A 24,460-nucleotide genomic window follows, 5' to 3' on the forward strand; every position below is an offset into this window, starting at 1 on the left:
AAAATATATCGCAATTTTTTTATAGAGTTCATATTTTTTATTTTTCATGGAAATACTAATTAGGCACGTTAAAATGTACCAAACTTATGATAGGAGTGAATACAATGATATATATATACATAAGTTTAATAGCTTTATTAGTAATTTTAGTATATACATACTCTATGAAGTCATCGAATATGAAAGAAGAAGAAAACCTATTAGAAGAGATACCCAATGTATATATAAGCAAAGAGAATTTAGAAAAACATGCAGCTCATATATCAACCTATTATTCAGCTGTTTCTAAAAGAAACAGTAAAAGAAGGATAATTAAAAATTTAGATAATAATTATAAAGCTATTATTGATAGTTATGAATATATTGACAAAGCTTCTAAGGATAACAGAGAAATTCTTGGTGCAGCTGAATGGATGATGGATAATCTATATTTGATAGAAAAGGAATATAAGACTATAAAGTACAATATGCCTTCTAGCTATTATAAAAACTTACCTGTAATAGATAAGGGAATAATGAAGGGCTACCCTAGAGTATATTACATAGCCGTAGAACTAGTGACTCATAGGGACGGAATAATGGATGAAGAAACTATAGAAAGCTTTATAAAAGCTTATGAAAAGAATGCTCCTTTGACTATGGGTGAGTTATGGGCTTTACCCTTGATGCTTAGGATGGCATTAATACAAAATATAAGCAATATCTCCCAAAAGATAAAGTATGCTCAGAAAGAAAAGTTTAAGGCAGAAGTCATTGGAGATAGGTTAATAAAGGCCTATAGTGAAAAAAAGCTAGGGGAAGAACTAAAGATAATGGAAACAGAAAAAATAGATTTTACTCCTGAATTTATTGAAAGGCTTGTTAAAATTTTAAGAGATAATGCATTAGATAATGGTAAGGTATATGAGTGGATAAATAGAGGAATAGACTCTATTCATAAGGATTTGGATCACATTATAGCTAATGAACATGTAATGGAATCTAATTTTCAGATTTCTATGGGAAATAGCATTACCTCCCTAAGGGCCATAGATGCTTTAGATTGGAATAAAAGCTTTGAAACTTTAAGCTATGTAGAGCAAATATTAAGAAAAGATCCCTACGATATTTACAAAGATATGGATTTTGAATCAAGGGATTATTATAGACATAAGATTGAGGAGTTATCTAGAGCTCTAAACATAGAAGAGATTACTATCGCCAAAAAGGCATTGGGATGTGCTGCTGGCGAAGCAAATTCTAGTAAAGAGCCTTATAAGGCTCACATAGGTTATTATATTGTAGATGAGGGAGAAAGGACATTAAAGAAAGCTTTAAACACCCAAGATAGATTTAACATTAATTCTTATATTAAAAGATATTCCTTGACCTTTTACTTAGGCAGTATAGCTTTAGGAATTTTGTTTTTAGAGTCCTTAGTAATAAGCCTTCAAGTAATTAATGGATTACAGGTAAATATATGGTATTATGTTCTAGCCATAATTGCATTATTAATACCAACTAGTGAAATTGTTATATCTATTTTAAACTGGAGTATAAATAGATTGCTTAGTCCTAGATTTGTTCCAAAGTTAGAGCTTAAGCACGGAATTCCAGAAAAATTTAGTACCATGGTAGTTATACCTACCTTACTCAATAATGAAGAAAGAGTTAAAGAACTCATGGAAGATTTAGAAATATATTATTTAGCTAATAAAGAAAAGAATCTTTATTTTTCATTACTTGGTGATTTTAAAGATAGCTCTAAAGAAAAAGAAGAAAAGGATGAAAGTATAATTGCCTGTGCTTTAAGTGAGATTAAGAGGCTAAATAAAAAGTATGGTGAAGAGGGGAAAGAAATATTCTATTTTTTTAATAGGTATAGAAAATTTAATGAAAAACAAGGTGTTTGGTTAGGCTGGGAAAGAAAAAGAGGAAAATTAATGGAGTTCAATGCTTTACTTAGAGGAGATAAGAACACTAGCTATGATGTAATAAGTGGCAATGTAGATAGCTTAAGCAAAGTTAAGTATATAATTACCCTTGATGCAGATACAGAGCTGCCAAGAGATGGTGCTAAAAAACTTATTGGAGCCATTGCTCACATTTTAAATAAAGCCTATATATTAAAAAATGGAGATTATAAAAGAGTAGTTAGAGGATATGGACTAATTCAACCTAGAGTTACTGTAGGAACCTTAGCAGCTAATAGGACATTATTTGCAAAGATATTCTCAGGAGAAACTGGAATTGATATGTATACCATGGCTATTTCTGATACTTATCAGGATCTATTTGGAGAAGGTATATTTACAGGGAAGGGTATTTACGATGTAGATATATTTAATTATATGTTAAAGAACGAGATACCAGAGAATTCGGTGCTTAGTCATGACTTATTAGAAGGAAGCTATGTAAGATGCGCCTTAGCTACGGATATAGAATTGGTAGATGGATATCCAGCTTATTATAATGCAAGTTCTTTAAGATTACACCGATGGGTTAGAGGAGATTGGCAGCTATTACCTTGGCTTTTTAAAAAGTCACCTTTAAATATTTTATCAAAGTGGAAGATTATCGATAATTTAAGAAGAAGCTTATTAACACCTTCCATAATAATATTAATCCTTTTATCTTTGAGTGTTTTGCCTGGAAATCTAGGACTATGGATAACCATAGCTTATTTATCTATAGCAACACCTATACTCTTTGATGTATCTGAAAATGTGGTATCTCCTATGAGAGGTATTGCGCTAACAGGAAGGATATCTAATTTTAAAATTGTAGCAGAGCAGCTATTTTTAATATTTTCTTTTATACCTTATCAAAGCTATATGATGCTTGATGCTATTATAAGAACATTATATAGACTTTTTATAAGCAAAAAGAATTTGTTAGAATGGCAGACCGCGGCGGATGTAGAGGCCAGCAGTGGAAAGAAGCTTTCTAATTATATTAGAACTATGTGGTGGGGGAGTGCTATAGCAGTACTAATTCTATTTTTGGCTTTTAATATAGAAGCTTCTCTATCATTAACCTTCTTGCCTTCTTGTATAATTTGGTTTTTAAGTCCTTTTACAGCTTATTATGTAAGCAAGGATATAAGTTATAAAAGAGCAGAATTATCATATAAGGATGCCTTGCTATTAAAGGACTTAAGCAGAAGAACTTGGGCCTACTTTGAGGATTTTGTAAATGAAGAAAATAATTGGCTGGCACCAGATAACTTTCAAGAGGATCCGCCTAATGGGTTAGCCACCAGAACTTCTCCCACTAACGTAGGTATGGGACTCATTTCCAATATCATAGCCTATGACCTAGGTTACATAGGTATAGAAGAAAATATAGAGAGATTAGAAAATATTGTGGAAAGTGTAGAAGGGTTAACTAAATATAAAGGACATTTATATAATTGGTATGATACCATTAGCAAAGAACCTTTATTTCCACGATATGTTTCTACAGTGGATAGCGGAAACTTAGTAGGTTATCTATGGGTGGTGGCAGAAGCACTAAGGGAATATATGAATAGCCCTATTTTGAGGAATGTATATATTGAAGGAATGTTAGATACTATACATTTAGCTAAGGATGAATTAGAAGAAGTAAATTATTATGACGAAGAGATAAAGTCTATATTAGAAAATAAAAATATGAATTTAACGCAATATAAAAAATTGCTTATGAATTTAAGAAGCAAGGTAAAAGATATTGAAAGATTAAATCCTAAGGGTAATATTTACTGGAATTTAAAAATAAAGTCTATGGTTAATAATAGAATAAAGGAATTGCAAAATATTTTTCCATGGACCGATTCCATTGATTTGAAGGAAGGATACGAAGATTTATATTCCTCTTTAAAAACCTTAGCTAGAGAAGTACCCTTAAACCGTTTGACTAAGGAAATAGAAGAGCTAATATCAAAGCATTCCTCAGGTTTAGAGCATAGTATAGAGATATTAAATCTTATGGAAAACAGTATTAAATATATAGATAAACTATTAAATAGAACAAAAAAATTAATTGAAGCTTTAAATACTTTAAGTGATAACACTGACTTTACGGTACTCTATGACCAAAGTAGAGAATTATTTTCTATAGGTTATGATATTGAAAAGGATACTTTAGGTAACAATTATTATGATCTATTAGCTTCAGAAGCAAGGGCTGCCAGTTATATAGCCATAGCAAAAGGTGAAGTGGAGCAGAAGCATTGGTTTAAATTAGGCAGGGCTATGACTTATATGAATGGTAGTAAAGGATTAGTATCTTGGAGTGGAACTATGTTTGAGTACTTTATGCCTTTACTTATAATGAAAAGCTATCCTGATACCTTATTGAATACTACCTATTACTCTGTACTAGAAGGGCAAAAGAAATATGCAAAGGAACGAAGGATACCTTGGGGAATTTCAGAATCAGCTTTTTATCATTTTGACATTAATTTAAACTATCAATATAAAGCCTTTGGAGTGCCTGGTATTGGACTGAAAAGGGGATTATCTGATGAACTGGTAGTAGCTCCTTATGCTACGGTGATGACTTTGCAGGTAAATAATAAGGATGCTATAAGAAATATAAAAGAGTTTGTAAAAGATGGAGCATCAGGTAGGTATGGATTATATGAAGCTATAGATTACACAAAAGATAGAATTCCTAAGGGAGTTAATAGAGCCTTAGTAAAATGCTTTATGGTTCATCATCAAGGCATGAGCTTAATGACCTTAAATAATGTTCTAAATAATAATGTACTTCAAGAAAGATTCCATAGGATACCAGAAGTAAAAGCTTCTGAATTATTGCTTCAAGAAAAAGTACCAAAGAATGTAGTCTACGACAGGGAGCAGAGATTTACACTAGGTCAGCATAAAGCAGATAAGCAGCCTATGATTGTAAGAAGCTATGCTAGTGTTAGCACTGAGATACCTGAGGTGCAGCTTTTATCTAATGGATCCTATTCTTTAATGCTATCTAATAGTGGCAGTGGATATAGTAAAAAAGACAATATGACTATCTATAGATGGCGAGAAGATGTTACAGAGGATAGTAATGGAATGTTCTTTTATATAAAAAATATTAATTCTAATGAATATTGGAGTGCCACTTATGAGCCTTGCAAAAATGAGGGAGAATCTTACGAAGCTATTTTTGCTTTAGATAAGATCACTTTTAAAAGGAAGGATGGTAACCTATTAACAGAGATGGAGGTTGCCGTTTCTAATGAGGACGATACAGAAGTGAGGAGGATTTCTCTTACCAATCAAAGTGATCATGCCAGAGTAATAGAGGTTACCAGTTACATGGAGGTTACTCTAGCACCCTATAATGCAGATATTGTGCATCCTACTTTTAGTAATTTATTTATAAGTACCGAATATATAGAAGAAAAAAATTGTGTTATAGCGAGTAGAAGACCTCGAGCCAAGGGTCAAAGTAAACCGCACATAATGCAGGTAGTATCCATAGAGGGCGAAGCAGTAGGGCCATTGCAGTATGAGACCAGTAGAATAAACTTTATAGGTAGAAACAGAAATAAATCTAATCCTCTTGTAATGGATAACGATGCTCCTCTTCAAAACACTGTAGGAGCTGTATTAGATCCTATAATAAGCTTAAGAAAAAGAGTTAAGATAAAACCTGGCGAGACCTGTAGGTTAAGTTTTGCAACAGCTTTAGCAGATTCAAGGGAGAAGGTTATAGAATTAGCTCAAAAATATAAAGAAATTCAGAATGTAAATAGGGTGTTTGAAGCATCATTAAATCATACTCAGGTAGAGCTGAATTACTTAGGAATAAGGTCTACTCAAGCGAATCTGTACCAATTTATGGCTTCTAGAATAATATTTCTTAATGCCTTTGTGAAAGAGCGAGATAAATATATACAGAATATTGAAAGATATCAGAAACATCTATGGCCTTACGGAATTTCAGGAGACTTACCTATAGTACTTTTAGTAGTGCAGGAAGAAAAGGATGTTGATTTAGTTAGACAGGTCATAGGAGGTCATGAGTATCTCTCTCTTAAGGGTTTAAAGTTTGATTTGGTTATATTAAATGAACAAAATGCTAACTATACTCAACCCTTGCAGGATTCCATAAGAGATTTAATATTTTCCTCAGGGGCAAGAGACAAACAGAATAAACCAGGAGGAATTTTCGTCCATAACAAGGCTAGTTTAGGAGAGGAAATTAAAAGTTTATTATTCGCCATAGCCAGGTTAGTTATAGATAGTAAAAAAGGTTCTCTAGTAGAGCAAATTAAGAAGGATGAAGAGGAAAAAGTAAATCTAGAAAAGAAAGAAGAAGAACTTATAGATGAGGAAAATAAAAATAAAGTTGTTAGCTATATAAGAAACATAAATCATGATGAACAATACGCTTATGCTAGAGAAGCTACTATAGCTTTAAAGACAAAGAGTCTATGGAATAGGGAAATGGAGGGCAATATACCTTTAAAGTGGAAGAAGCGCAGCTTTGCCTTAGAACTAGGCAGTGAGATAATGAATAGCTATAATATTTCTAGTTCAAGCGGAATCGGTAAAGCACCATTTTATGATATATCACAACTTCAGTATTTTAATGGATTAGGTGGCTTTGATGTAAAAAGTAATAATTACGTTATGGTTCTAAACAACTTTAAAAATACTCCTGCCCCTTGGATTAACGTAATATCTAATGGGGACTTTGGTTTTCATGTATCTGAAACAGGTTCTGCTTATACTTGGTGTAAAAATAGTAGAGAAAATAAGATAACTCCTTGGAATAATGATCCTATCACTGATGAAATGGGTGAAGCCTTATTTTTAAGAGATGAAGAGGATGGAGAATTTTGGAGTATTTCTCCTAAGCCCATAAGAAATAGTGGTCAATATATTATTGAGCATGGCTTTGGTTATTCTAATTTTAGTCATGAAAATAAAGATATACAGGGCATTATGACCATGTTTGTACCCATAGCAGAGAATGTAAAGCTCATAAGAGTAAAGTTAAAGAATAATTCCCTAAGAAAGAGAAAGCTTTCTGTTACTTATTTTGCAAGATTAGCTTTAGGGGTAGTGCCGGAACAAAGTTCACAATATATAAGTACTTATATAGAGAAGGCTCAAGGATTTATTTATTCCAAGAACCCCTATAGTGAGCATTTTGGAAATTTAAAAGCTTATCTTAAAATATCAGGAGGTCAGGAAGAAAGCTTTACAGGAAACAGGAAGGAGTTCATAGGCCGGGGAGGAATTTTATCCTATGCTCTAGCTATGAGGAAAGAGAAGCTTTCAAATGCCTGTGGTGCTGGATTTGATCCTTGTATGGCTCAGTGTTCAAAAATAACTTTAGAACCAGAAGAAGAAAAAACATTAATCATAGCTTTAGGACAGCATGAGGATTTAGAGCATATTAAAATGATTTTAAACCAATATGGAGATATTAGCTTTGTAGAAAAAAAACTTGAAGAGAGTAAGGCTTATTGGAGAAATTTGCTGGGAACCATACAAGTAAAAACTCCAGATAAAACAATGGATTTAATGTTAAATGGATGGCTGATGTATCAGACTCTATCTTGTAGATATTGGGCTAGAACCGCATTTTATCAATCAGGAGGAGCCTATGGCTTTAGAGATCAGCTTCAGGATTCTATGGCTATAGGATTTATTGATCCAGAGTTTACTAAAAACCAGATATTAAGAAGTGCTTCGAGACAGTATGTAGAAGGGGATGTACAGCATTGGTGGCATCCAGTAGTAAATAGTGGAATCAGAACTAGATTTAGCGACGATTTATTATGGCTTCCTTATACTACCTTAGACTATATTAAGAATACTGGTGATTATAGTATATTGGATGAAGTAGTACCTTATTTGGAGGATGAGCCTTTAAAAGAAGGAGAAGATGAAAGATATAATGTAGTAGGTCAATCTAATAAGGAAGGAAGTATATATGAACATTGTGTCAAGACCTTGGATAGGGCATTAACATTTGGTGAACATAACATTCCTTTGATGGGAAGTGGAGACTGGAATGATGGAATGAGCACCGTTGGTAATGAAGGGAAGGGAGAAAGTGTTTGGTTAGGATGGTTTTTATATGATATATTAGATAGCTTTATAGAGCTATGCTCATATAAAAGCGATATTGAGAAAGAAAAGAAATTTAAGGAAATGAAGGAATATATAAAGGATAATCTAGAGAAATATGCTTGGGATGGTGGATGGTACAGAAGAGCCTATTTTGATGATGGAACTCCTCTAGGTTCCATAGAAAATGATGAATGTCAAATTGATTCCCTATCTCAAAGCTGGGCTATAATTTCTGAAGCTGGAAAAGGTAGTAGAGTTAAGGAAGCTATGGAATCCGTAGAAAAATATTTAATAAGAGAAGATAAGGGAATGATTCTCTTGTTATATCCAGCTTTTAATAATTCTAAGCTAGAGCCTGGATATATAAAAGGTTATGTGCCTGGCGTAAGAGAAAATGGAGGTCAGTATACTCATGCTGCTATATGGGTGATATTAGCTATGGCTAAGCTAGGTAAAAACAATAGAGCTTGGGAACTGTTTAATATGATAAATCCTATAAATCATACACTATCTACCCTGGAATGTGAAAGATATAAAGTTGAGCCCTATGTAATGTGTGCTGATGTATATGCTAGGGAACCTCACGGTGGAAGAGGAGGTTGGAGTTGGTATACTGGTGCTTCTGGATGGATGTATAGAGTGGGAATAGAAGCTATATTAGGACTAAAGCTACAAGGTGGTAAGGGATTTTCCATAGAACCTTGTATACCAGACCATTGGAATGAGTATGAAATAATTTATAGAAAAGGAGAAGCTGTATATAATATAAAGGTTATCAGAGGAGAAGAGAAATCAATAAAGATAAATGGAGAGGAACTAAAAGAAAATATCATTCCTTTCCACCAAAAAGGACAGTATGATGTAAATATAGTAATATAAAAATAGAGAAGGCAAAATATAAGCCTTCTCTATTTTTTATTTTGGTTGGTGCCTAGCTGTATAATCAAATTCATTATAGGAGATGTTATTGCTTACTATTGGATCTCTAACAGGGTCAGGTAGTTCTGTATAATCTTTGCCAGAGGACGAGTAGGATTTTATCTTTTTTGCTTCTTCCTCAAGGTATCCTCTTTCATGGGGCAAATAAACTTCTCTTTTTTTATGCATAAACTTCACCTTCCTTTAATAATATTATTATCATAGGATTATAAAAAAATTTTATGATTTAAGAGGGAAATAGATAAAAATATAGAATATTAAAAATATGCATACTTAATAAAAATTTTAAAAGGAGGGTTTTATATGACAAATTTACATGAAGTCTATAAATGTCCTATATGTGGAAATATGGTGGAAGTATTGCACAAAGCTGGAGGAACCTTGGTGTGCTGTGGTCAGCCCATGAAGCTATTAAAGGAAAATACTGTAGATGCAGCTTTAGAAAAACATGTACCTGTAGTTGAAAAAACAGAAGAAGGTATATTGGTAAAAGTGGGTTCCGTAGAGCACCCAATGCAAGAAGAACATTATATTGAATGGATTGAAGTTATAACTGATAATAAAGTTTATAGAAAACACTTAAAACCAGGTGAAAAGCCAGAAGCTCTATTTAAAATCTGTGGAGAAATAGTAGCAGTTAGAGAGTATTGCAATTTACACGGACTTTGGAAAGCTTAAATAAAAATTACAAAGTAATTTTTATAAAAAGGCTATTCTGTAGCCTTTTTAAATTCACAATGCACAGATCACAATTCACAATGAAGGTAATTTTTTCTCCGCTGACGCTGCGAAAAAATTAGAATTTATAAAGCGTGGCTAAGTACTTAGCCACGACTTTTTTATGGCTAAAGCCATTAAAACTATAATTATAGATTTTTTGTAGAGTAACGGAGAAAAATCCTCCATAATTGTGCATTGTGAACTGTGAATTGTGCATTAAAAAAAGCGACCAATGTCGCTTTTTTCTTATTAGTCATTATTTTTACCTATGTCTGATAGAACCAAGCCTTTATTGTGATCTAAAGCCCAATTTATTCCCCAGTCATTTTGGAATATTAAAAGATTTCTATCCTTTAAATCCCTTACTCTCTTTGTATCACTGGTTAAGCTTAACTTTTCTATATCCATATCTTTATTTTCAATCCATCTTACAAATCTATAAGGCAATCTATCAATTTTTATATCTACACCATATTCATTTTTTAATCTGTATTCTAAAACTTCAAATTGAAGGACACCTACAACACCAACTATAAGTTCTTCCATACCTATGTAAAGCTCTTTAAATACCTGAATAGCACCTTCTTGAGATATTTGACTTATACCTTTAACAAATTGCTTTCTTTTCATTGTATCCATTGGTCTAACTCTTGCGAAGAACTCTGGAGCAAAGGTTGGAATTCCTTCAAATTTAAATTTTTTATTGTTTTTACATAAAGTATCTCCTATGCTGAAGATTCCAGGGTCAAACACTCCAATTATATCTCCGGCAAAGGCCTCATCAATGATTTCTCTATCTTGAGCTAAGAATTGTTGAGGTTGAGATAATTTTATCTTGTTATTGCCCTGAATATGGAAAACTTCCATGCCTTTTTCGAATTTTCCAGAGCAGATTCTCATAAAGGCTATTCTATCTCTATGAGCAGGATTCATGTTAGCTTGTATTTTAAATACAAAGGCAGAAAAATCCTCTGAAAAGGGATCAATTTCTCCTTCAGTAGAATTTCTAGATTGAGGAGACGTAGTAAGCCCTAAAAATTCTTTTAGAAAGGGTTCTACACCGAAATTTGTAAGAGCACTTCCGAAAAATACAGGGGTTAATTCTCCTTTTCTTACTTTTTCTATACTAAATTCATCACCAGCAATATCCAAAAGCTCAATATCTTCTATAAGTTTATTATGTAAAGACTCTCCTAATAAATCCTTAAATACAGGATCATCTACATTACCTTCCATGGATTCTACAGCAGTTTGACCATGGTTTCCGCCGTTAAAAACCTGAATAGTATTGCTGTTTCTTTCAAAGACTCCTTTGAAATCCTTACCTGAACCTATAGGCCAGTTAATAGGATAGGATTTTATTCCTAATTCATTCTCAATATCTTCTAGCAGTTGGAAAGGATCCTGAGCTTCTCTATCAAGCTTATTGATAAAGGTGAAGATAGGAATACCTCTTAAAGAACAAACGTGGAATAACTTTTTAGTTTGTTCTTCCACACCTTTTGCAGCATCTATAACCATTACTGCACTATCAGCGGCCATAAGAGTTCTGTAAGTATCCTCACTGAAGTCTTGGTGACCAGGTGTGTCTAATATATTTATACAATATCCACTATAGTTAAATTGCATTACTGAAGATGTTACTGAAATACCTCTTTGTTTTTCAATTTCCATCCAGTCTGAAGTAGCATGTCTAGCAGCCTTTCTAGCTTTTACTGAACCTGCTAATCTTATAGCACCACCATATAATAATAATTTCTCCGTTAAAGTAGTTTTACCTGCGTCAGGATGTGATATTATAGCGAAGGTACGTCTTTTTTCAATTTCCTTTTGTAAATCAATCATATTAACCTCCTAATTAAATAACAAGGCTTTTATACTCTAGGTATATTTTATCCAAGGTATAGCAGCTTATGCTTCTAAGGGTTCTTCTTTATGAACTCCTACTATGTTAAGTATTTTTTTTGCTCTTTCTTTTGTGTTTCCTTCAATAATGGTATAAGGAACATTTTCTGCATCTAAAAATGCTCTTATGGCATTATCGATAAGGGCAGCAGTGGTTTCATCCTGCCATCTTACACCGTCTTTTTCATAACCAAACTCCCTAGGTACAAAGAATATATGATCATATTTAGGCAAATCTTTTAAAGCCAGACAATATAAATCTTTTAATATTTCAATTTCCTTTATAGTTCTCTTTTTTGAACCAAGCATAAATCTAGCATAAATATAGGGAACAAAAGTTGCATAGTCAGTTATGGCATAGTCAAAGGTATCTAAAGCGTTTTCCACCTGTAGCTGACCTAAATAAATACCATATTGCTCTGCAATATTTTCAATCATACCCTTATCTCTAAGGTAATCAGTGCTGTATTCTGTAGCTACTCCTACATTTAAGCCTTTGATCTTCATATCTACATATAGTTGTTGAATTAATGTTGTTTTGCCGCATCTGGGACCGCCTAAAATAGCTATTCTTATAGGCATTTTTGCTTAACCTCCAATATATCTTATACTCATTCACAATGATTATTATTAATCTTTATAAAGCATAGTAATTATAGCAGTTTGAGTATTTTTTTTCAATAAAAATACGAATTTTTATGTTTTTTTTCATTAATATGTTCATGCTAATTTTAAAATACAGCGGAATAAGAGTAATGATTAATAAACCTTAACTGAAAACGATAATATCTAAAATAAATGCAATATTATAAAAATACTTATATTTATTAAACAATGCTATAATATCAATGATAAATCAAAGCTTGTTGATTTTCTCTAGAAATATAATTCAGGAGGAATTAATATGTATAAATTAATTGCTGTAGATATGGATGGCACATTACTTAGAGAAGATAAGACTATATCGGAAGAGACAATAAAAGCTATAAATAGAGCAAAGGCCAAAGGTATAAAAGTAGTGTTAGCTACAGGAAGACCCTTAGAAGGAATTGAGAAATATTTAGAAGAACTAAATCTTATACGCAAGGAAGACTATGCTTTAACCTATAATGGAGCTATTGTGCAAAACACTTTAACTAAAAAGGTAATTTCAAATAATTTAATAAAGGGCAGCGATCTTAAATATCTTTATAAACTAAGCAAGGAACTAAAGATTAATATTCATGCCTTTGATAAAAGCGGATGTATAACTCCAGTAATGAGCAAGTATACAGAACTAGAAGGTACCATTAATAAAATAAATGTAAATCTAGTGGACTTTAATACTATAAAAGAAGAAGAAGATATTATTAAAGTCATGATGGTAGAAGAGCCAGAAAAATTGGAGGAGGCTATAGCTAAATTACCTAAAGAATTATATGATGAATATACTATAGTAAGAAGTGCTCCATATTTTTTAGAATTTTTGAATAAACAAGGTAACAAAGGCGAAGGTGTTAGGATGATAGCGCAATACCTTGGTATAAAGCAAGAAGAGGTAATCTGTGTAGGAGACGCAGGCAATGATGTGCATATGATTAAATACGCTGGTCTTGGGGTAGCTATGGGAAATGCCTTTGATGAAGTAAAAGAAATAGCGGATTTTATAACTAAAACTAATGAGGAAGATGGGGTAGCCCATGTTATAAATAAATTCATATTAAAAGCCAGCTAAAAAAGAATAAATGTATCCCTTAAAGCTATGATAATATTAATACGAAAAACTGTAGACTGTAGTGGAGAAATTACTCCATTACAGTCTACAGTTTTTTAAGACTCTATTTTCAGAGGAAAGATATTTTATTATTTAGATATAGGTATAAGACCTATTTTCTTTTGCATCTTTCTTAAAGTTTTCATAGAAACATAATTTGCTTTTTCAGCGCCTTTTTTATAGATTTCTTCTAAATAAGATTTATTTGCCATGAGTTCTTTCACCTTTGTTTGAATAGGTTCAAGCTCTTTTATTATGGCCTCAGCTACATCAGATTTAAATTGAGCATAGCCCTTACCTTCATAATTTTTTTCAATTTCTTCTGGGGAAGCCTTAGTAAGAACACTTAATATATTTATTAAGTTTTTAACTCCAGGTTGTTCATCGGAGTATTTTACGATACCTAAGCTATCTGTAACTGCTCTACTAACTTTTTTTCTTATAACCTCTGGTGGATCCATTATTAAAATATAGCCATTAGGGTTTTCTTCGGACTTAGACATTTTCTTCGAAGCATCCTGTAAATCCATTATTTTTGCACCTTCAGTAGGTATATAAGCATCAGGAATCACAAAGGTTGGGCTGTAAATATTATTAAATCTTTCTGCTATATCTCTTGCTATTTCTAGATGTTGTTTTTGATCTTTACCTACGGGCACTAGATCCGCATTGTATATTAGTATATCCGCTGCCATGAGTACAGGATAATTAAATAATCCAGCACTTATGGAGTCTCCTAGCTTTTGAGATTTATCCTTATATTGAGTCATTCTGCTTAATTCACCCATATAGGTATAGCAATTTAACAACCAAGCAGCTTCAGAATGGACTGGCACATGAGATTGTATGAAAAGGGTATTTTTATCAGGATCTATGCCTGAAGCAATGTAGATTGATAATATCTCTAGAGTCCTTTGTCTTAAATCCTTTGGCTCTTGTCTAACGGTTATAGCATGAAGATCCACAACGCAAAAATAACAATCATACTCATCCTGTAGCTTAACCCAGTTCTTTATGGCACCTATATAATTACCTAAGGTTAAGTCACCAGAAGGCTTGATTCCACTAAAAATTACCTTTCTTTTTTCTTCCATAAAATTCACTCCTTTATTTTATAATTACATTTAAAAATACATTGTATATTTTAAAATAAAAAACGCCCTATGAATAAACATAGGGCGTGATATTACGCGGTACCACCTATTTCGAGATATAAAAACAAATCTCCTCATTAAGATACTAACATATCCTACCTTTGTAACGTAAGGTTTACGGCAAAGACTACTAATTCATTCATCCTGCATCTCAGAGACCCATTCGGCTTATCCATGATTACTGTAATTCCACCACCTACAGCTCTCTTTAAATCTGGGAATAAACTTACTTACTTCTCATCAAAGATTTTAACATTTATGTTACTTATATAATATTACTTAAGGAGATATATGTCAATAATATTTAAAAAATTCTACATGGTTTTTCTTCTGCCAAAGATAGCATCAATGACAAATATAATTGCTGCGGCCACTAAAAGTAGATTTATAAGGCCCCCTCCAATTCTAAATATTAAACCTATTAGCCAAAATAGAACTACTATGCCACCTAACCATCTCAAAAATGTCATATAAAATCACCTCCTCTGATTATATTATTTGCAAAATTATAATTATTAATGTATTAGATAATTCGAGAAGCGTATCGATACATTTTACATTATAATTTTTGCTTAATATAATAAAATTATAAGGTATAGATTTATTTTGGATTAGGGGGACTTAAAAAATGGAAGAAAAAAAAGTACTAGTTTCTAGGTCTATAAGATTAGTGAGTATTATTCAAGTAGCAGTAATGGCAGCCATGGTATTTGTGGCTACATCTGTAATTCATATACCCTCTTATAATGGGGTAATACATGCTGGCGATAGTATGGTATTTGTGGCAGCCTATTTTTTAGGAAGGAAGAAAGGTATGGTAGCTTCAGCTTTAGGTATGTGTTTATTTGATATAGTACATGGATACTTGTTATGGGCACCATTTACTTTAATAATAAAAGGAGTTATGGCCTTTATAGCAGCCTATATAATTTATAAAGGAAATAAATATAGCATAATAAGAAATGGAATATCCTTTGTGATTTCAGGGATTTTTATGATAGCTGCATACTTTATATCAGGAGCTTTTATAAAGCTAGTATTTAGTAACAAAGCACTTAGTTTTAAACAAGCGTTGATAATTTCTTCCTATGATATACCTAGTAATATACTACAGGTAGTAGCAGGGATAGCTATAGCAATACCTTTAATACATGCTTTAAAAAATGTTATAAAAAAGTAACACATATCAAATTTTAAATAATAAAATTAAATCCCTTAGGAAGTAGTCCTAAGGGATTTTTTAAGAGAAAAATTATCTTCTTTCTCTGTTGTTCTTTTCAGCTTTTCTAGCTTTTCTGCACTCTGGGCATCTTACTGGATCGTTTTCAAATCCTTTTTCTTTAAAGAATTCTTGCTCACCAACAGTGAAAACGAATTCCTTTCCACAGTCTTTACATACAATGTTTCTGTCTTGCATAATTGAACCTCCTTAAAATCATAGGGATAATTCTCTTGGTTTACTTCTTCCTATGATTAAGAAGGAAGGACCAGTACCACAGAAAAATTATTACCCATCTACTAAAATTTTGAGCTTAGCTCTAAAATTATTATAACATAATTTTGCATTATTTCAACATCTATTTGTTAGGTTGATTAAGTGCTCTTAGCCTAACGATAGCAACGATTATCAAGGGTATAAGTATATAGTTAAAGAAGCTTATATATAGGTAATAGTTTAAGTTTTTAAACAAAACTAAATTGTTTTTTGCTACTAGAAAAGATAGGGCAAAAACTATGGTTGATACTATATAAACTATGGAGTTCTTGTAGTCTATAAAAATCTCTCTTAGAAATAAAAGTAAGATATAAAAACTCATTATATATTTAACAAACCATCCTCCTACCATTTGGAGCATTACAAAAAATTCTCCGCTTTCCAAAAATCCAAAGTAATTTATGAGTTGAGTTTGAATTAGTTTAGGGTAGAAAATAGTAGAGGCTCTTGCATCTCCAAAACTGCTTATGACACCCATTATAGAAACTATCTCCATTTGTATTACTATTATAACTGCAATTATTGAATGTTTTTTCAAATGAGTTTTATCATTAATAAATTTTAAATAAGGTAAGCTTATAGCTATACTTCCGTAACCACCTAAAACTTTTATTAAAGTTGTAATATGAGATATATTAATGCCCTCTGGAAATATCGGAAATAGGAGTTTGTACTGTTTATATTTTGCTGAAAGTATAGATAGATTAATTCCAGCTAGAAAAATAAAGATTAGTCCTATTAGGCTACAGATTTTTATTGCATTTAGATTTTTTGTTAAGGTATAGATAGCAGGTACAATGAATAACAATTGTAAATACCATATAGGAGTTTCTATGAACATATTTGTATGCATACTATTAGCTTCCAAGGCTGAAGATTCTACAACACTTAAAAATATATTAAAATAAAAAAACGAAATAAAAAAAACACCCAAATATTTTCCAAGAGCTTTACGATAAATTTCTGTTATATCGTATATGTTTAGTCTTTTACAAGTATTTATAATGCTTATATAATAAAAAAATAATAATATTGAAGCTAAAATAAATATGACCCAAGTCTCTCTACCACCACTTTGGATTAATAAGGAGGGGTAAGTCTTTAGAGTTACTATGGATGTTCCAAATATAAAAAACATAAAATGTTTTGTAGATAATTTATCCATATTGAGATCTCCTTTTAATATATATCAATTTAGATTATTGACTAAAAATATGAATATTAAACTTATGTGCTGAAAATAATAATCTTAGGTGATTATTTATGGAAGAAGCTTTGAATTATATAAGAGAAGTATTTAAGGATAATGTAGATGTTAAGTATAGAGAAATAAAAAATATGCATTTAATATTAACCTTAATTTTTATTGATAATTTATGCGATTCTAAATTTATAAGCGAATATATAGTAGAACCATTAGAAAAGATTGAAAATGATAACTGCAGTATGGAAGGTATTAGAAGTAAAATACTAAAAGCTAATATTGTAGAGTATGTTAAGGATAATCAAGATGCTATAATGCATATATTGTCTGGAGATGTAGTGATTTTATCCAATAAGTATAGTGAGATATTGTATTGCGAGGCTAAGGGTTTTGTTAAAAGAAGTGTGACTATTCCCATAACTCAATCTGTTATAAAAGGACCTAGAGAAGGCTTTACAGAATCCTTTGTTGATAATATATCCTTACTGCGTAGAAAAATTAAAAATCCTGATTTAAAGTTTGAAAGTATGGTTATAGGAAAAAAATCTAATACTACTGTGGTACTTGGGTATATAAAAGATGTGGCACCCGGAAAATTAATTAGCGATACAAGAGAGAAGCTTTCGAGCATGGAAGAAGAGTTTATTTTAGATACTAATTATATAGAAGAAAAATTAAGACATAAAAAAACTCTTTTTGATACCATAGGTTATAGTGAGAAGCCTGATGAAGTTGCCTCGAAATTAATGGAAGGAAGAATTGCTGTTATAGTAGATGGAACACCTTTTGTACTCACTGTACCATTTTTCTTCATAGAAAATTTCCATATGCTTGATGATTATTATATTAATGGATATTTTAGCAATATCACAAGAATATTAAGGTGGGTGGCTTTCTTCATAGCTACATTTTTGCCAGGTCTTTATGTAGCTATTGTAACCCATCATTTTTCACTGATACCCTCTGTTTTTGTATTCAGATTAGCTGTTTCAAGAGCAGGAGTACCTTTTCCTACAGTAATTGAAGTAATAATGATGATGGTATTTTTCCAACTGATTAAAGAAGCAGGAGTAAGATTGCCGCAGCCTATTGGTCAGGCTATGAGCATAGTAGGAGCCCTTATATTAGGAGATGCTGCAGTGGGTGCAGGATTAGCGTCACAAATAACCATATTGATAGTAGCATTGAGCACCATATCTTATTTTTTAATACCCAAAATTTATGGAGCAGTTTCTCTATGGGCAGTGGCACTAGTAATTTTCGGGGCATTGCTAGGGTTACCAGGTTTTTATATAGGCTTTTTTATGCTGATTTCTCATTTATCTAGCTTAGAAAGCTCTGGTTATGCTTATTTGTACCCTCTAGGCTCGTTACGAACATTAAAGTATAAAGATGTAGTCATAAGATTTTCTCTAAATAGTATTTCCAAGAATCTATTTAAGACACAAGATAAAAGAAAAAGGTGATGACCTATGAGTAAATTTAAGAAAGTATTTAGCTTTTTTATTATAGTAATATTCTCCTTAAGCTTTTATGGATGTTTTAGTTACAGAGATATAAATAAAATAGTTTTTGTCACCTCCGTGCTTTATGATGTAGATAACGATGGGAAAGTCGTAACATATTTGGAATGTTTTAAACCTTACCGAAGTAGCTCTTCTGCTTCAGAAAAAGGTCAAAGACTGATTTTTAGAGGCATAGGAAAGACAGCTTTAGAAGCAAGTAGAGATATAAATTTATCCTCTAGTTATATCATTAATTACACTCAAAATAAGGCCATAATTTTTACGAGCAAGGTTGCAGAATACGGATTAACCAATTATGTAGATTTTATAAACAGAGATCAAGAATTGATAGTACGCCCAAATGTTTATGTATTTTTTGGTGATCCAGAAAAATTAATGAAGCTGAAAATTAAAGATGAGGAGTATATAGGCTTAAATTTAAACTTTTTAATTGAGAACATAGGGGTTTCCTCTAGAGCACTAAAATCCACACTAAATGATTATTTAGTAAAAAGAAAATCAGGAAGCAAGATTGCTGTGTTGACTGCAATTGAAATAAAAAAGCAAGATGTGGAAGAAAGACTTACTATATCTGGAGGAGCTATATTACAAAATGATAAAATGGTAGAGAGAATAAATGTAGCTCAGGGTCAGGCTTATAATTTCTTAACAAATAAGGTGAGGAAAGGAACCTTGGAGATTACAAATCCAGATAATCCAGAAAAGTTTGTGACTTTAGAGATATTAAAAAATATTACTAAGACTGAAATCCATTATGATGGTAAAAATATAAATTTAGTCAAAAAGATATATGTTAAAACCAGCATAGCAGAGGCACAAGGTGATTTATCTTTTAATAGTACTAATTTTCAAAAGCTGCAAAAAAGTGCTGAGGCTAATATAAAAAAATATACGGAGATTATCTTTGATGAATTTAAGAAAAAAGAATTAGATATATTTGAAATAAAAGAAGATTTTTATAGAAAATATCCTAAAGTTAAAATTAATAATCCTATAGACATAACAAACTTAAAAATAGAACCTCAGGTATATATAGAAGGGTCAAGTAATATAAACAATGCTACATAAAATATATTAGAACTCTTGCAATATATATATAAATTTTATTAAATAGTTGATATGATTGTGAAAATAAATTAAACTATATTTGTATATTTGTTACAATTAATTATAGGAGGAGAAGCTACATATGGCAAGTTCATATTCTTTCGACGTGGTATCCCAAGTGGATATGCAAGAAGTAGATAATGCTATTAATCAAGCATTAAAGGAAATTAATCAAAGGTACGATTTTAAAAACAGTAAAGTAGAAATAGAACTAGGAGAAGAAGAGATAAAATTATTGGCAGATGATGAATTTAAAATGGATGCAGTTATTGACATTCTAAAAGCTAAATTAATAAAAAGAGGTGTTTCTCCAAAGGCTCTAGATCTAGGAAAAATTGAGAAAGCTAGCATGGGTAGTGTTAGACAGATAGCAAAAATAGTAAAAGGAATATCCAAAGAGAAAGCAAAAGAAATAGTACAAGAGATAAAAAGTAGCAAGATAAAAGTTCAGGCTCAGATAATGGAGAATCAACTAAGAATTTCTGGAAAAGATAAAGACGATTTGCAAGCAGCTATTGCTCTTCTAAAAGGCAAGGATTTTGGAATAGAATTGCAATTTACTAACTATAGATAATTCAATTTAGCATTTTAGTAATTTAAATATAAAATTAAACACTTCACCGTAAGATAATGAACTTTAACCATAATTGCCTTGAATTAGAAATATATTTATTATACTATAATATCATCCCTATAAATATTATCTAATTTTAAACATCTTTAAAAGAATAATTAGTCAATGTATTTGTTGTTTGATTGGTTATTTTTATTATATGCCTTATGTTAAAGCTCGTTATCTTATTTTGCTTTCCCATACTTAGCGTATCTTTAATTCCAAATAATCAGGAGAGAGAATTATGGACGAATATGGACAGATGTATTTAAAATTAAAAAATGAATTTGAAACTTATCAAAATTTTGCTGAGATTCAAATTCAAACTCTAAGTGAAAAAAATATTAAACTTGAAAAAAATCTTGATGCACTAGTTAATATTGTTGAAATAAGTAAGTACATAAATTCCTACTTGAGTGATGAAAATTTGGTTTCTATGATTAATGATATGATAATAGGAATATTAGGAGTTACCTATTCATCTATATATTTAAAGGAAAAGGATGAGTTATTCATAAAGGCTACTAATATAGAGGATATTAAAGTAATTGAAGAAGAATTTCAGTATTTAAAAGAAATTCAAAACGAGAAGCCTTTTGTACTTAATTGTAAGTCTCCTTTATTTAAGCATAGTGCTCATAAAAAAGATATACATTCTGTCATAGGAGTTCCCATACACTTAAGAGATAAATTCATTGGTTATATAATAGTAGAGCAAACTCTCTGGAATTTTTTCAATTATGATCACATAAAATTTATATCCTCCATAGCTAATCAAATTGGTATTGCTATAGAGAACAGTATACTTTATAAGAGAATTCAGGAAAGCGCAAAAAGAGATCCACTTTTGGATATATATAATAGAAAGTTTTTCTTTGACTTCGTAAGTAAAAAAATTAGTAATAAATCTTCTGAAGACTTTGCTATAGTTATGATGGATATAGATGATTTTAAAAACGTAAATGATAGGTATGGACATCAATTTGGAGATGAAGCCCTAGTGCAAACTTCCAGCCTTATAAAACAATCCATAAGGGAGCATGATATTCTAGCAAGATATGGAGGCGAAGAACTAGTCATATACCTAGATCCAGTTATCAGTAAAGAAAAGATTACTGAATTTGTAGATAATATAAGAAAGTCTATAGAAAACCATAGTATAGATTTTAATGGGACAAAGACTAAGGTTACCGCTAGCTTTGGTATAAGCTATTACCCCTGTGATGGGAATAATTTTGAAGATATTTTAAATGTAGCTGATAATTTATTATATAAAGCTAAAAATTCAGGAAAAAATAGAGTTTTAAGCAGATAAAATTATAGCATAATATATATTAATAATAATTTAGAGGTTAGACTATGGATAAGAAAAAACTTTTAAATTTAATAAATAGGCAGGAAGGAATAAAATTAGACTTTAAGCAGAAACTAGATTTGTATATTGAGAGTGGAAGAAAAGAATTAGCTAAAGATATATGCGCTCTTGCCAATGCAAAAGGGGGGAGGGGCTATATCATAATAGGAATTGAAGACAAAACTAAAAAAATAATAGGAATAAAGGAGGAGGATAAATTTACTGAAGAGCAAATACAGCAAATAATAAGCTCAAGATGTGAGCCTCCCATACCTATTTCTTTAGAAAATTTTATATTAGAAGGTAAGGACATTGCTATTATAACTATATATGATGGAAATCAAAAGCCTTATCAGTTAAGAGAAAATGGAGCCTTTTATATAAGGAGGGGTTCCACCACAGATACTATGAGGAAGCAAGAGCTAATGGCAGCTTTTGAAGAAAATCTTAACTTCAATTTAGAAGCATGTCCTGTTATAAGAAGTAGTCCATATATGCTGAATATGAGTTTAGTAGAAGAATATTTTAATTCTAAGGGTATAGGTTTTACAGAAGAGAATAAAAACTTGATAATGGAAAGTGCTTCAATATTGTATAAAGATAAGGAATCAGGAGATTACAAGATAACTCTAGGAGGACTTCTAGTATTCTCGGATATTAATAGCTTATATGTGCCTCATAATATGATAAAAATAGTTAATAGAATTAATAAAAATGAGGATGAGGTTATTATAGTAGAAGGAAATCTTTTATCAATGTTGGATAAAAGTATGGATATTTTAAATAGAATTTTACCTAAAAGCTATCCTATTGACGCTATATTTGAAAGCGTAAAAAATGCAATATTATATAGAGATTATAGTGATGCCTATAAGGAAATAGAAGTAATAATAAGCCATAATAGCACTGTGGTTGTCAGTCCAGGAAGCTTAATAGAAGATAAGGCATGGAGTGAAAATAGGTCATATTCTAAGCGAAATATGTGGATATATGAGAAATTGATAACTCTAGACCATAAAAAAAGATTTATTCAAAGTGGCAGAGGTTTTAATAAAATGAAAAAGGCTTTCAAAAACTATGGGAAGGTTACATTTATAAATTCAAGAAATGAAAATTGTTTTAAAGTTATATTTCCAGGTATAAATGTATTAAAAAACAAACAATAAATTTTAAATAATATATGAAAAATTTATTAAGTATTATTGAGATATTGAAAAAATATTCAGAATATTGTATAATTTAACTAAGCAATAAATTTCACCTAAAAAATAATCAAGGGGTGGTAAAAATGATACATGTATTTTGTAACAAGAGAGGTTCAGGAAAGACTAAAGCATTAATACACTTAGCAAATGAAAGGGCTAATAATATTAAGGGAAATGCTGTGTACATCGACGATGACAGCAGACCAATGCATGAGCTTGATAGAAGAATAAGATTTATAACAACAAATGATTTTAGCTTAAAAGATTACGAGAGTTTTTATGGTTTTTTGTGCGGCATACTTTCAGAGGATTATGATGTGGAAAACATCTTTGTAGATGGGTTATTTAACATTGTCTCTGGAAACATTAGTGATGCGGCACATTTCTTTTTAAAGATAGAAAATTTGGCTCGCAAACATAATGTAGAGTTTTATATAAATATAAATCATGATTGTACGGAAGAAATACCCGATTATTTAAAGAAATATGTAGCTTAAGACATCATAAAAAAGCCCTTATTTAGAGGGCTTTTTTCTTTTATTTATATCCCATTTTTATGAAAAATTCTATTAAAGAGATTATGAGCTCAAATAGAATCAGTACTATTACCATTATTTCCAGTTTTGTTCCTCTTTTTTCATGGGTAAGAGAGGAGAACACATCTGTTATATCTTGAAGTACCTCAGTTTTATTTTTTAATTTTTGATATCTATCCTCTAAATCGAAAAGTGTAGCCATTTGTAAATAGAACTCTTCTATATTCTCATCATTCCAAGCAGATCTCGGTTTATCTAAAAGCATTAAATAGGATATGGTGTTATATTTGAATCTTAGCACTTTAGCCGAGGTCTTAGCAATATCCTTATCAGACATATTAAATTTACCACTGTGTAGATAATTTATTATATCTTCAATGCTATCTAACAAAGTATCAATATTGTTTTCTATTTTACTTAAGGATGTGGACTTAGCAAGAATTAGACTCACTATATCTTGGTAGTAAGGTCTTAATTCATTTGCAGTCATTAGATCATTGAATAGTTCAAACTCATATTCGGTATCTATTTCAATTTTATATTCATCTTTAAATTGAGGATCAGGATTATTATTTTTAAGATTAGGGTCTATATTTTTAATATAATTAACAAAGTCTTGTATCTCATGGTGTTCCATATTTATAAATACAATGGTACCGAAATGATAAATATATATACTTTTATCATCTATTTCACGTATAATACCTTTTAAAGCATTATCACTAAGTACTAATGGATCTTCCCATCTAAATTTTTTGTTAATTCCAAAATGTGATGCTATAGTATTAAGATTGATCTCATTACAAAGTACTATAGACTTAAAATGAAGGCCTTTCATTAGACATACCTCCCTTCTAATATAGGTCTCATAATAATTATAATACCATAAATTTTATCA

18 protein-coding genes and 1 other annotated feature are annotated in these 24,460 nt (G+C 31.0%); of the genes, 10 read left to right on the forward strand and 8 right to left on the reverse strand.

All coding sequences use genetic code 11. From position 1 onward, the window contains the following. The first annotated feature begins 104 nt into the window (after positions 1-104). On the forward strand, positions 105-8,930 hold the full coding sequence (locus BN2665_RS09175) for a glycoside hydrolase family 94 protein (RefSeq protein ID WP_055666806.1): 8,826 nt from the start codon (positions 105-107) through the stop codon (positions 8,928-8,930). A gap of 36 nt (positions 8,931-8,966) precedes the next feature. Here the strand turns inward: BN2665_RS09175 and BN2665_RS09180 are convergent, their stop codons facing one another. Continuing rightward, on the reverse strand, positions 8,967-9,158 hold the full coding sequence (locus tag BN2665_RS09180; RefSeq protein ID WP_055666807.1) for a hypothetical protein: 192 nt from the start codon (positions 9,156-9,158) through the stop codon (positions 8,967-8,969). 135 nt (positions 9,159-9,293) lie between these two features. Between BN2665_RS09180 and BN2665_RS09185 the strand changes: the two genes are divergently transcribed. After that, positions 9,294-9,668 carry a desulfoferrodoxin gene (locus tag BN2665_RS09185; protein ID WP_055666808.1) on the forward strand — a complete coding sequence of 125 codons (375 nt, stop codon included), beginning with the start codon at positions 9,294-9,296 and terminating at the stop codon, positions 9,666-9,668. A 291-nt stretch (positions 9,669-9,959) separates the two neighbouring features. On the opposite strand, the gene BN2665_RS09190 is transcribed toward BN2665_RS09185, so the two are convergent. Both BN2665_RS09190 and BN2665_RS09195 read right to left on the reverse strand, forming a co-directional pair. Further along, positions 9,960-11,555, reverse strand: a complete 1,596-nt coding sequence (locus BN2665_RS09190) for a peptide chain release factor 3 (protein WP_055666809.1) — start codon at positions 11,553-11,555, stop codon at positions 9,960-9,962. Positions 11,556-11,621: 66 nt separating this feature from the next. Continuing rightward, entirely contained in the window at positions 11,622-12,197 is a 576-nt protein-coding gene (locus BN2665_RS09195) for an AAA family ATPase (RefSeq protein WP_055666810.1), read from the reverse strand. Between the two features lie 322 nt (positions 12,198-12,519). Between BN2665_RS09195 and yidA the strand changes: the two genes are divergently transcribed. Further along, complete coding sequence (gene yidA, locus BN2665_RS09200; protein WP_055666811.1) at positions 12,520-13,329, forward strand: sugar-phosphatase; 810 nt, start codon at positions 12,520-12,522, stop codon at positions 13,327-13,329. 128 nt (positions 13,330-13,457) lie between these two features. Here yidA and trpS read toward each other — a convergent pair whose 3' ends face one another. Both trpS and BN2665_RS26970 read right to left on the reverse strand, forming a co-directional pair. Further along, the gene (gene trpS, locus BN2665_RS09205; protein ID WP_055666812.1) at positions 13,458-14,462 is read right to left on the reverse strand and encodes a tryptophan--tRNA ligase; all 1,005 of its coding nucleotides are present in this window, start codon (positions 14,460-14,462) and stop codon (positions 13,458-13,460) included. Positions 14,463-14,539: 77 nt separating this feature from the next. After that, positions 14,540-14,775, reverse strand: a binding site (T-box leader). Positions 14,776-14,836: 61 nt separating this feature from the next. Continuing rightward, a complete protein-coding gene (locus BN2665_RS26970) occupies positions 14,837-14,992 on the reverse strand; it encodes a lmo0937 family membrane protein (RefSeq protein WP_154674909.1) in 156 nt (51 codons plus the stop codon). Positions 14,993-15,150: 158 nt separating this feature from the next. Here BN2665_RS26970 and BN2665_RS09210 point away from each other — a divergent pair, with 158 nt between their 5' ends. Then, on the forward strand, positions 15,151-15,702 hold the full coding sequence (locus tag BN2665_RS09210) for an ECF transporter S component (protein WP_055666813.1): 552 nt from the start codon (positions 15,151-15,153) through the stop codon (positions 15,700-15,702). A 72-nt stretch (positions 15,703-15,774) separates the two neighbouring features. Here BN2665_RS09210 and BN2665_RS09215 read toward each other — a convergent pair whose 3' ends face one another. Continuing rightward, positions 15,775-15,939, reverse strand: coding sequence for a zinc-ribbon domain-containing protein (locus BN2665_RS09215; protein ID WP_055666814.1), 165 nt, complete (start codon positions 15,937-15,939; stop codon positions 15,775-15,777). 160 nt (positions 15,940-16,099) lie between these two features. Then, the gene (locus BN2665_RS09220; protein WP_055666815.1) at positions 16,100-17,182 is read right to left on the reverse strand and encodes a GerAB/ArcD/ProY family transporter; all 1,083 of its coding nucleotides are present in this window, start codon (positions 17,180-17,182) and stop codon (positions 16,100-16,102) included. A 98-nt stretch (positions 17,183-17,280) separates the two neighbouring features. On the opposite strand from BN2665_RS09220, the gene BN2665_RS09225 reads away from it, so the two are divergent. From BN2665_RS09225 to BN2665_RS09250, 6 genes are all read left to right on the forward strand, one after another. Beyond that, positions 17,281-18,687, forward strand: coding sequence for a spore germination protein (locus BN2665_RS09225; RefSeq protein ID WP_055666816.1), 1,407 nt, complete (start codon positions 17,281-17,283; stop codon positions 18,685-18,687). 6 nt (positions 18,688-18,693) lie between these two features. Next, on the forward strand, positions 18,694-19,815 hold the full coding sequence (locus BN2665_RS09230) for a Ger(x)C family spore germination protein (RefSeq protein WP_055666817.1): 1,122 nt from the start codon (positions 18,694-18,696) through the stop codon (positions 19,813-19,815). Between the two features lie 121 nt (positions 19,816-19,936). Then, positions 19,937-20,428 carry a YajQ family cyclic di-GMP-binding protein gene (locus BN2665_RS09235; protein ID WP_055666818.1) on the forward strand — a complete coding sequence of 164 codons (492 nt, stop codon included), beginning with the start codon at positions 19,937-19,939 and terminating at the stop codon, positions 20,426-20,428. A gap of 283 nt (positions 20,429-20,711) precedes the next feature. After that, positions 20,712-21,782 (forward strand): sensor domain-containing diguanylate cyclase, encoded by a 1,071-nt coding sequence (locus tag BN2665_RS09240; protein ID WP_055666819.1) that lies wholly within the window; start codon positions 20,712-20,714, stop codon positions 21,780-21,782. A 44-nt stretch (positions 21,783-21,826) separates the two neighbouring features. Continuing rightward, the gene (locus BN2665_RS09245; protein WP_055666820.1) at positions 21,827-22,987 is read left to right on the forward strand and encodes an AlbA family DNA-binding domain-containing protein; all 1,161 of its coding nucleotides are present in this window, start codon (positions 21,827-21,829) and stop codon (positions 22,985-22,987) included. Positions 22,988-23,109: 122 nt separating this feature from the next. Continuing rightward, the gene (locus BN2665_RS09250) at positions 23,110-23,523 is read left to right on the forward strand and encodes a hypothetical protein (RefSeq protein WP_055666821.1); all 414 of its coding nucleotides are present in this window, start codon (positions 23,110-23,112) and stop codon (positions 23,521-23,523) included. A gap of 40 nt (positions 23,524-23,563) precedes the next feature. On the opposite strand, the gene BN2665_RS09255 is transcribed toward BN2665_RS09250, so the two are convergent. Next, positions 23,564-24,400, reverse strand: coding sequence for an RMD1 family protein (locus BN2665_RS09255; protein ID WP_055666822.1), 837 nt, complete (start codon positions 24,398-24,400; stop codon positions 23,564-23,566). Between the last annotated feature and the right edge of the window lie 60 nt (positions 24,401-24,460).

Origin of the sequence: Desnuesiella massiliensis (assembly GCF_001403615.1) — a bacterium.
GTDB lineage: Bacteria > Bacillota > Clostridia > Clostridiales > Clostridiaceae > Desnuesiella > Desnuesiella massiliensis.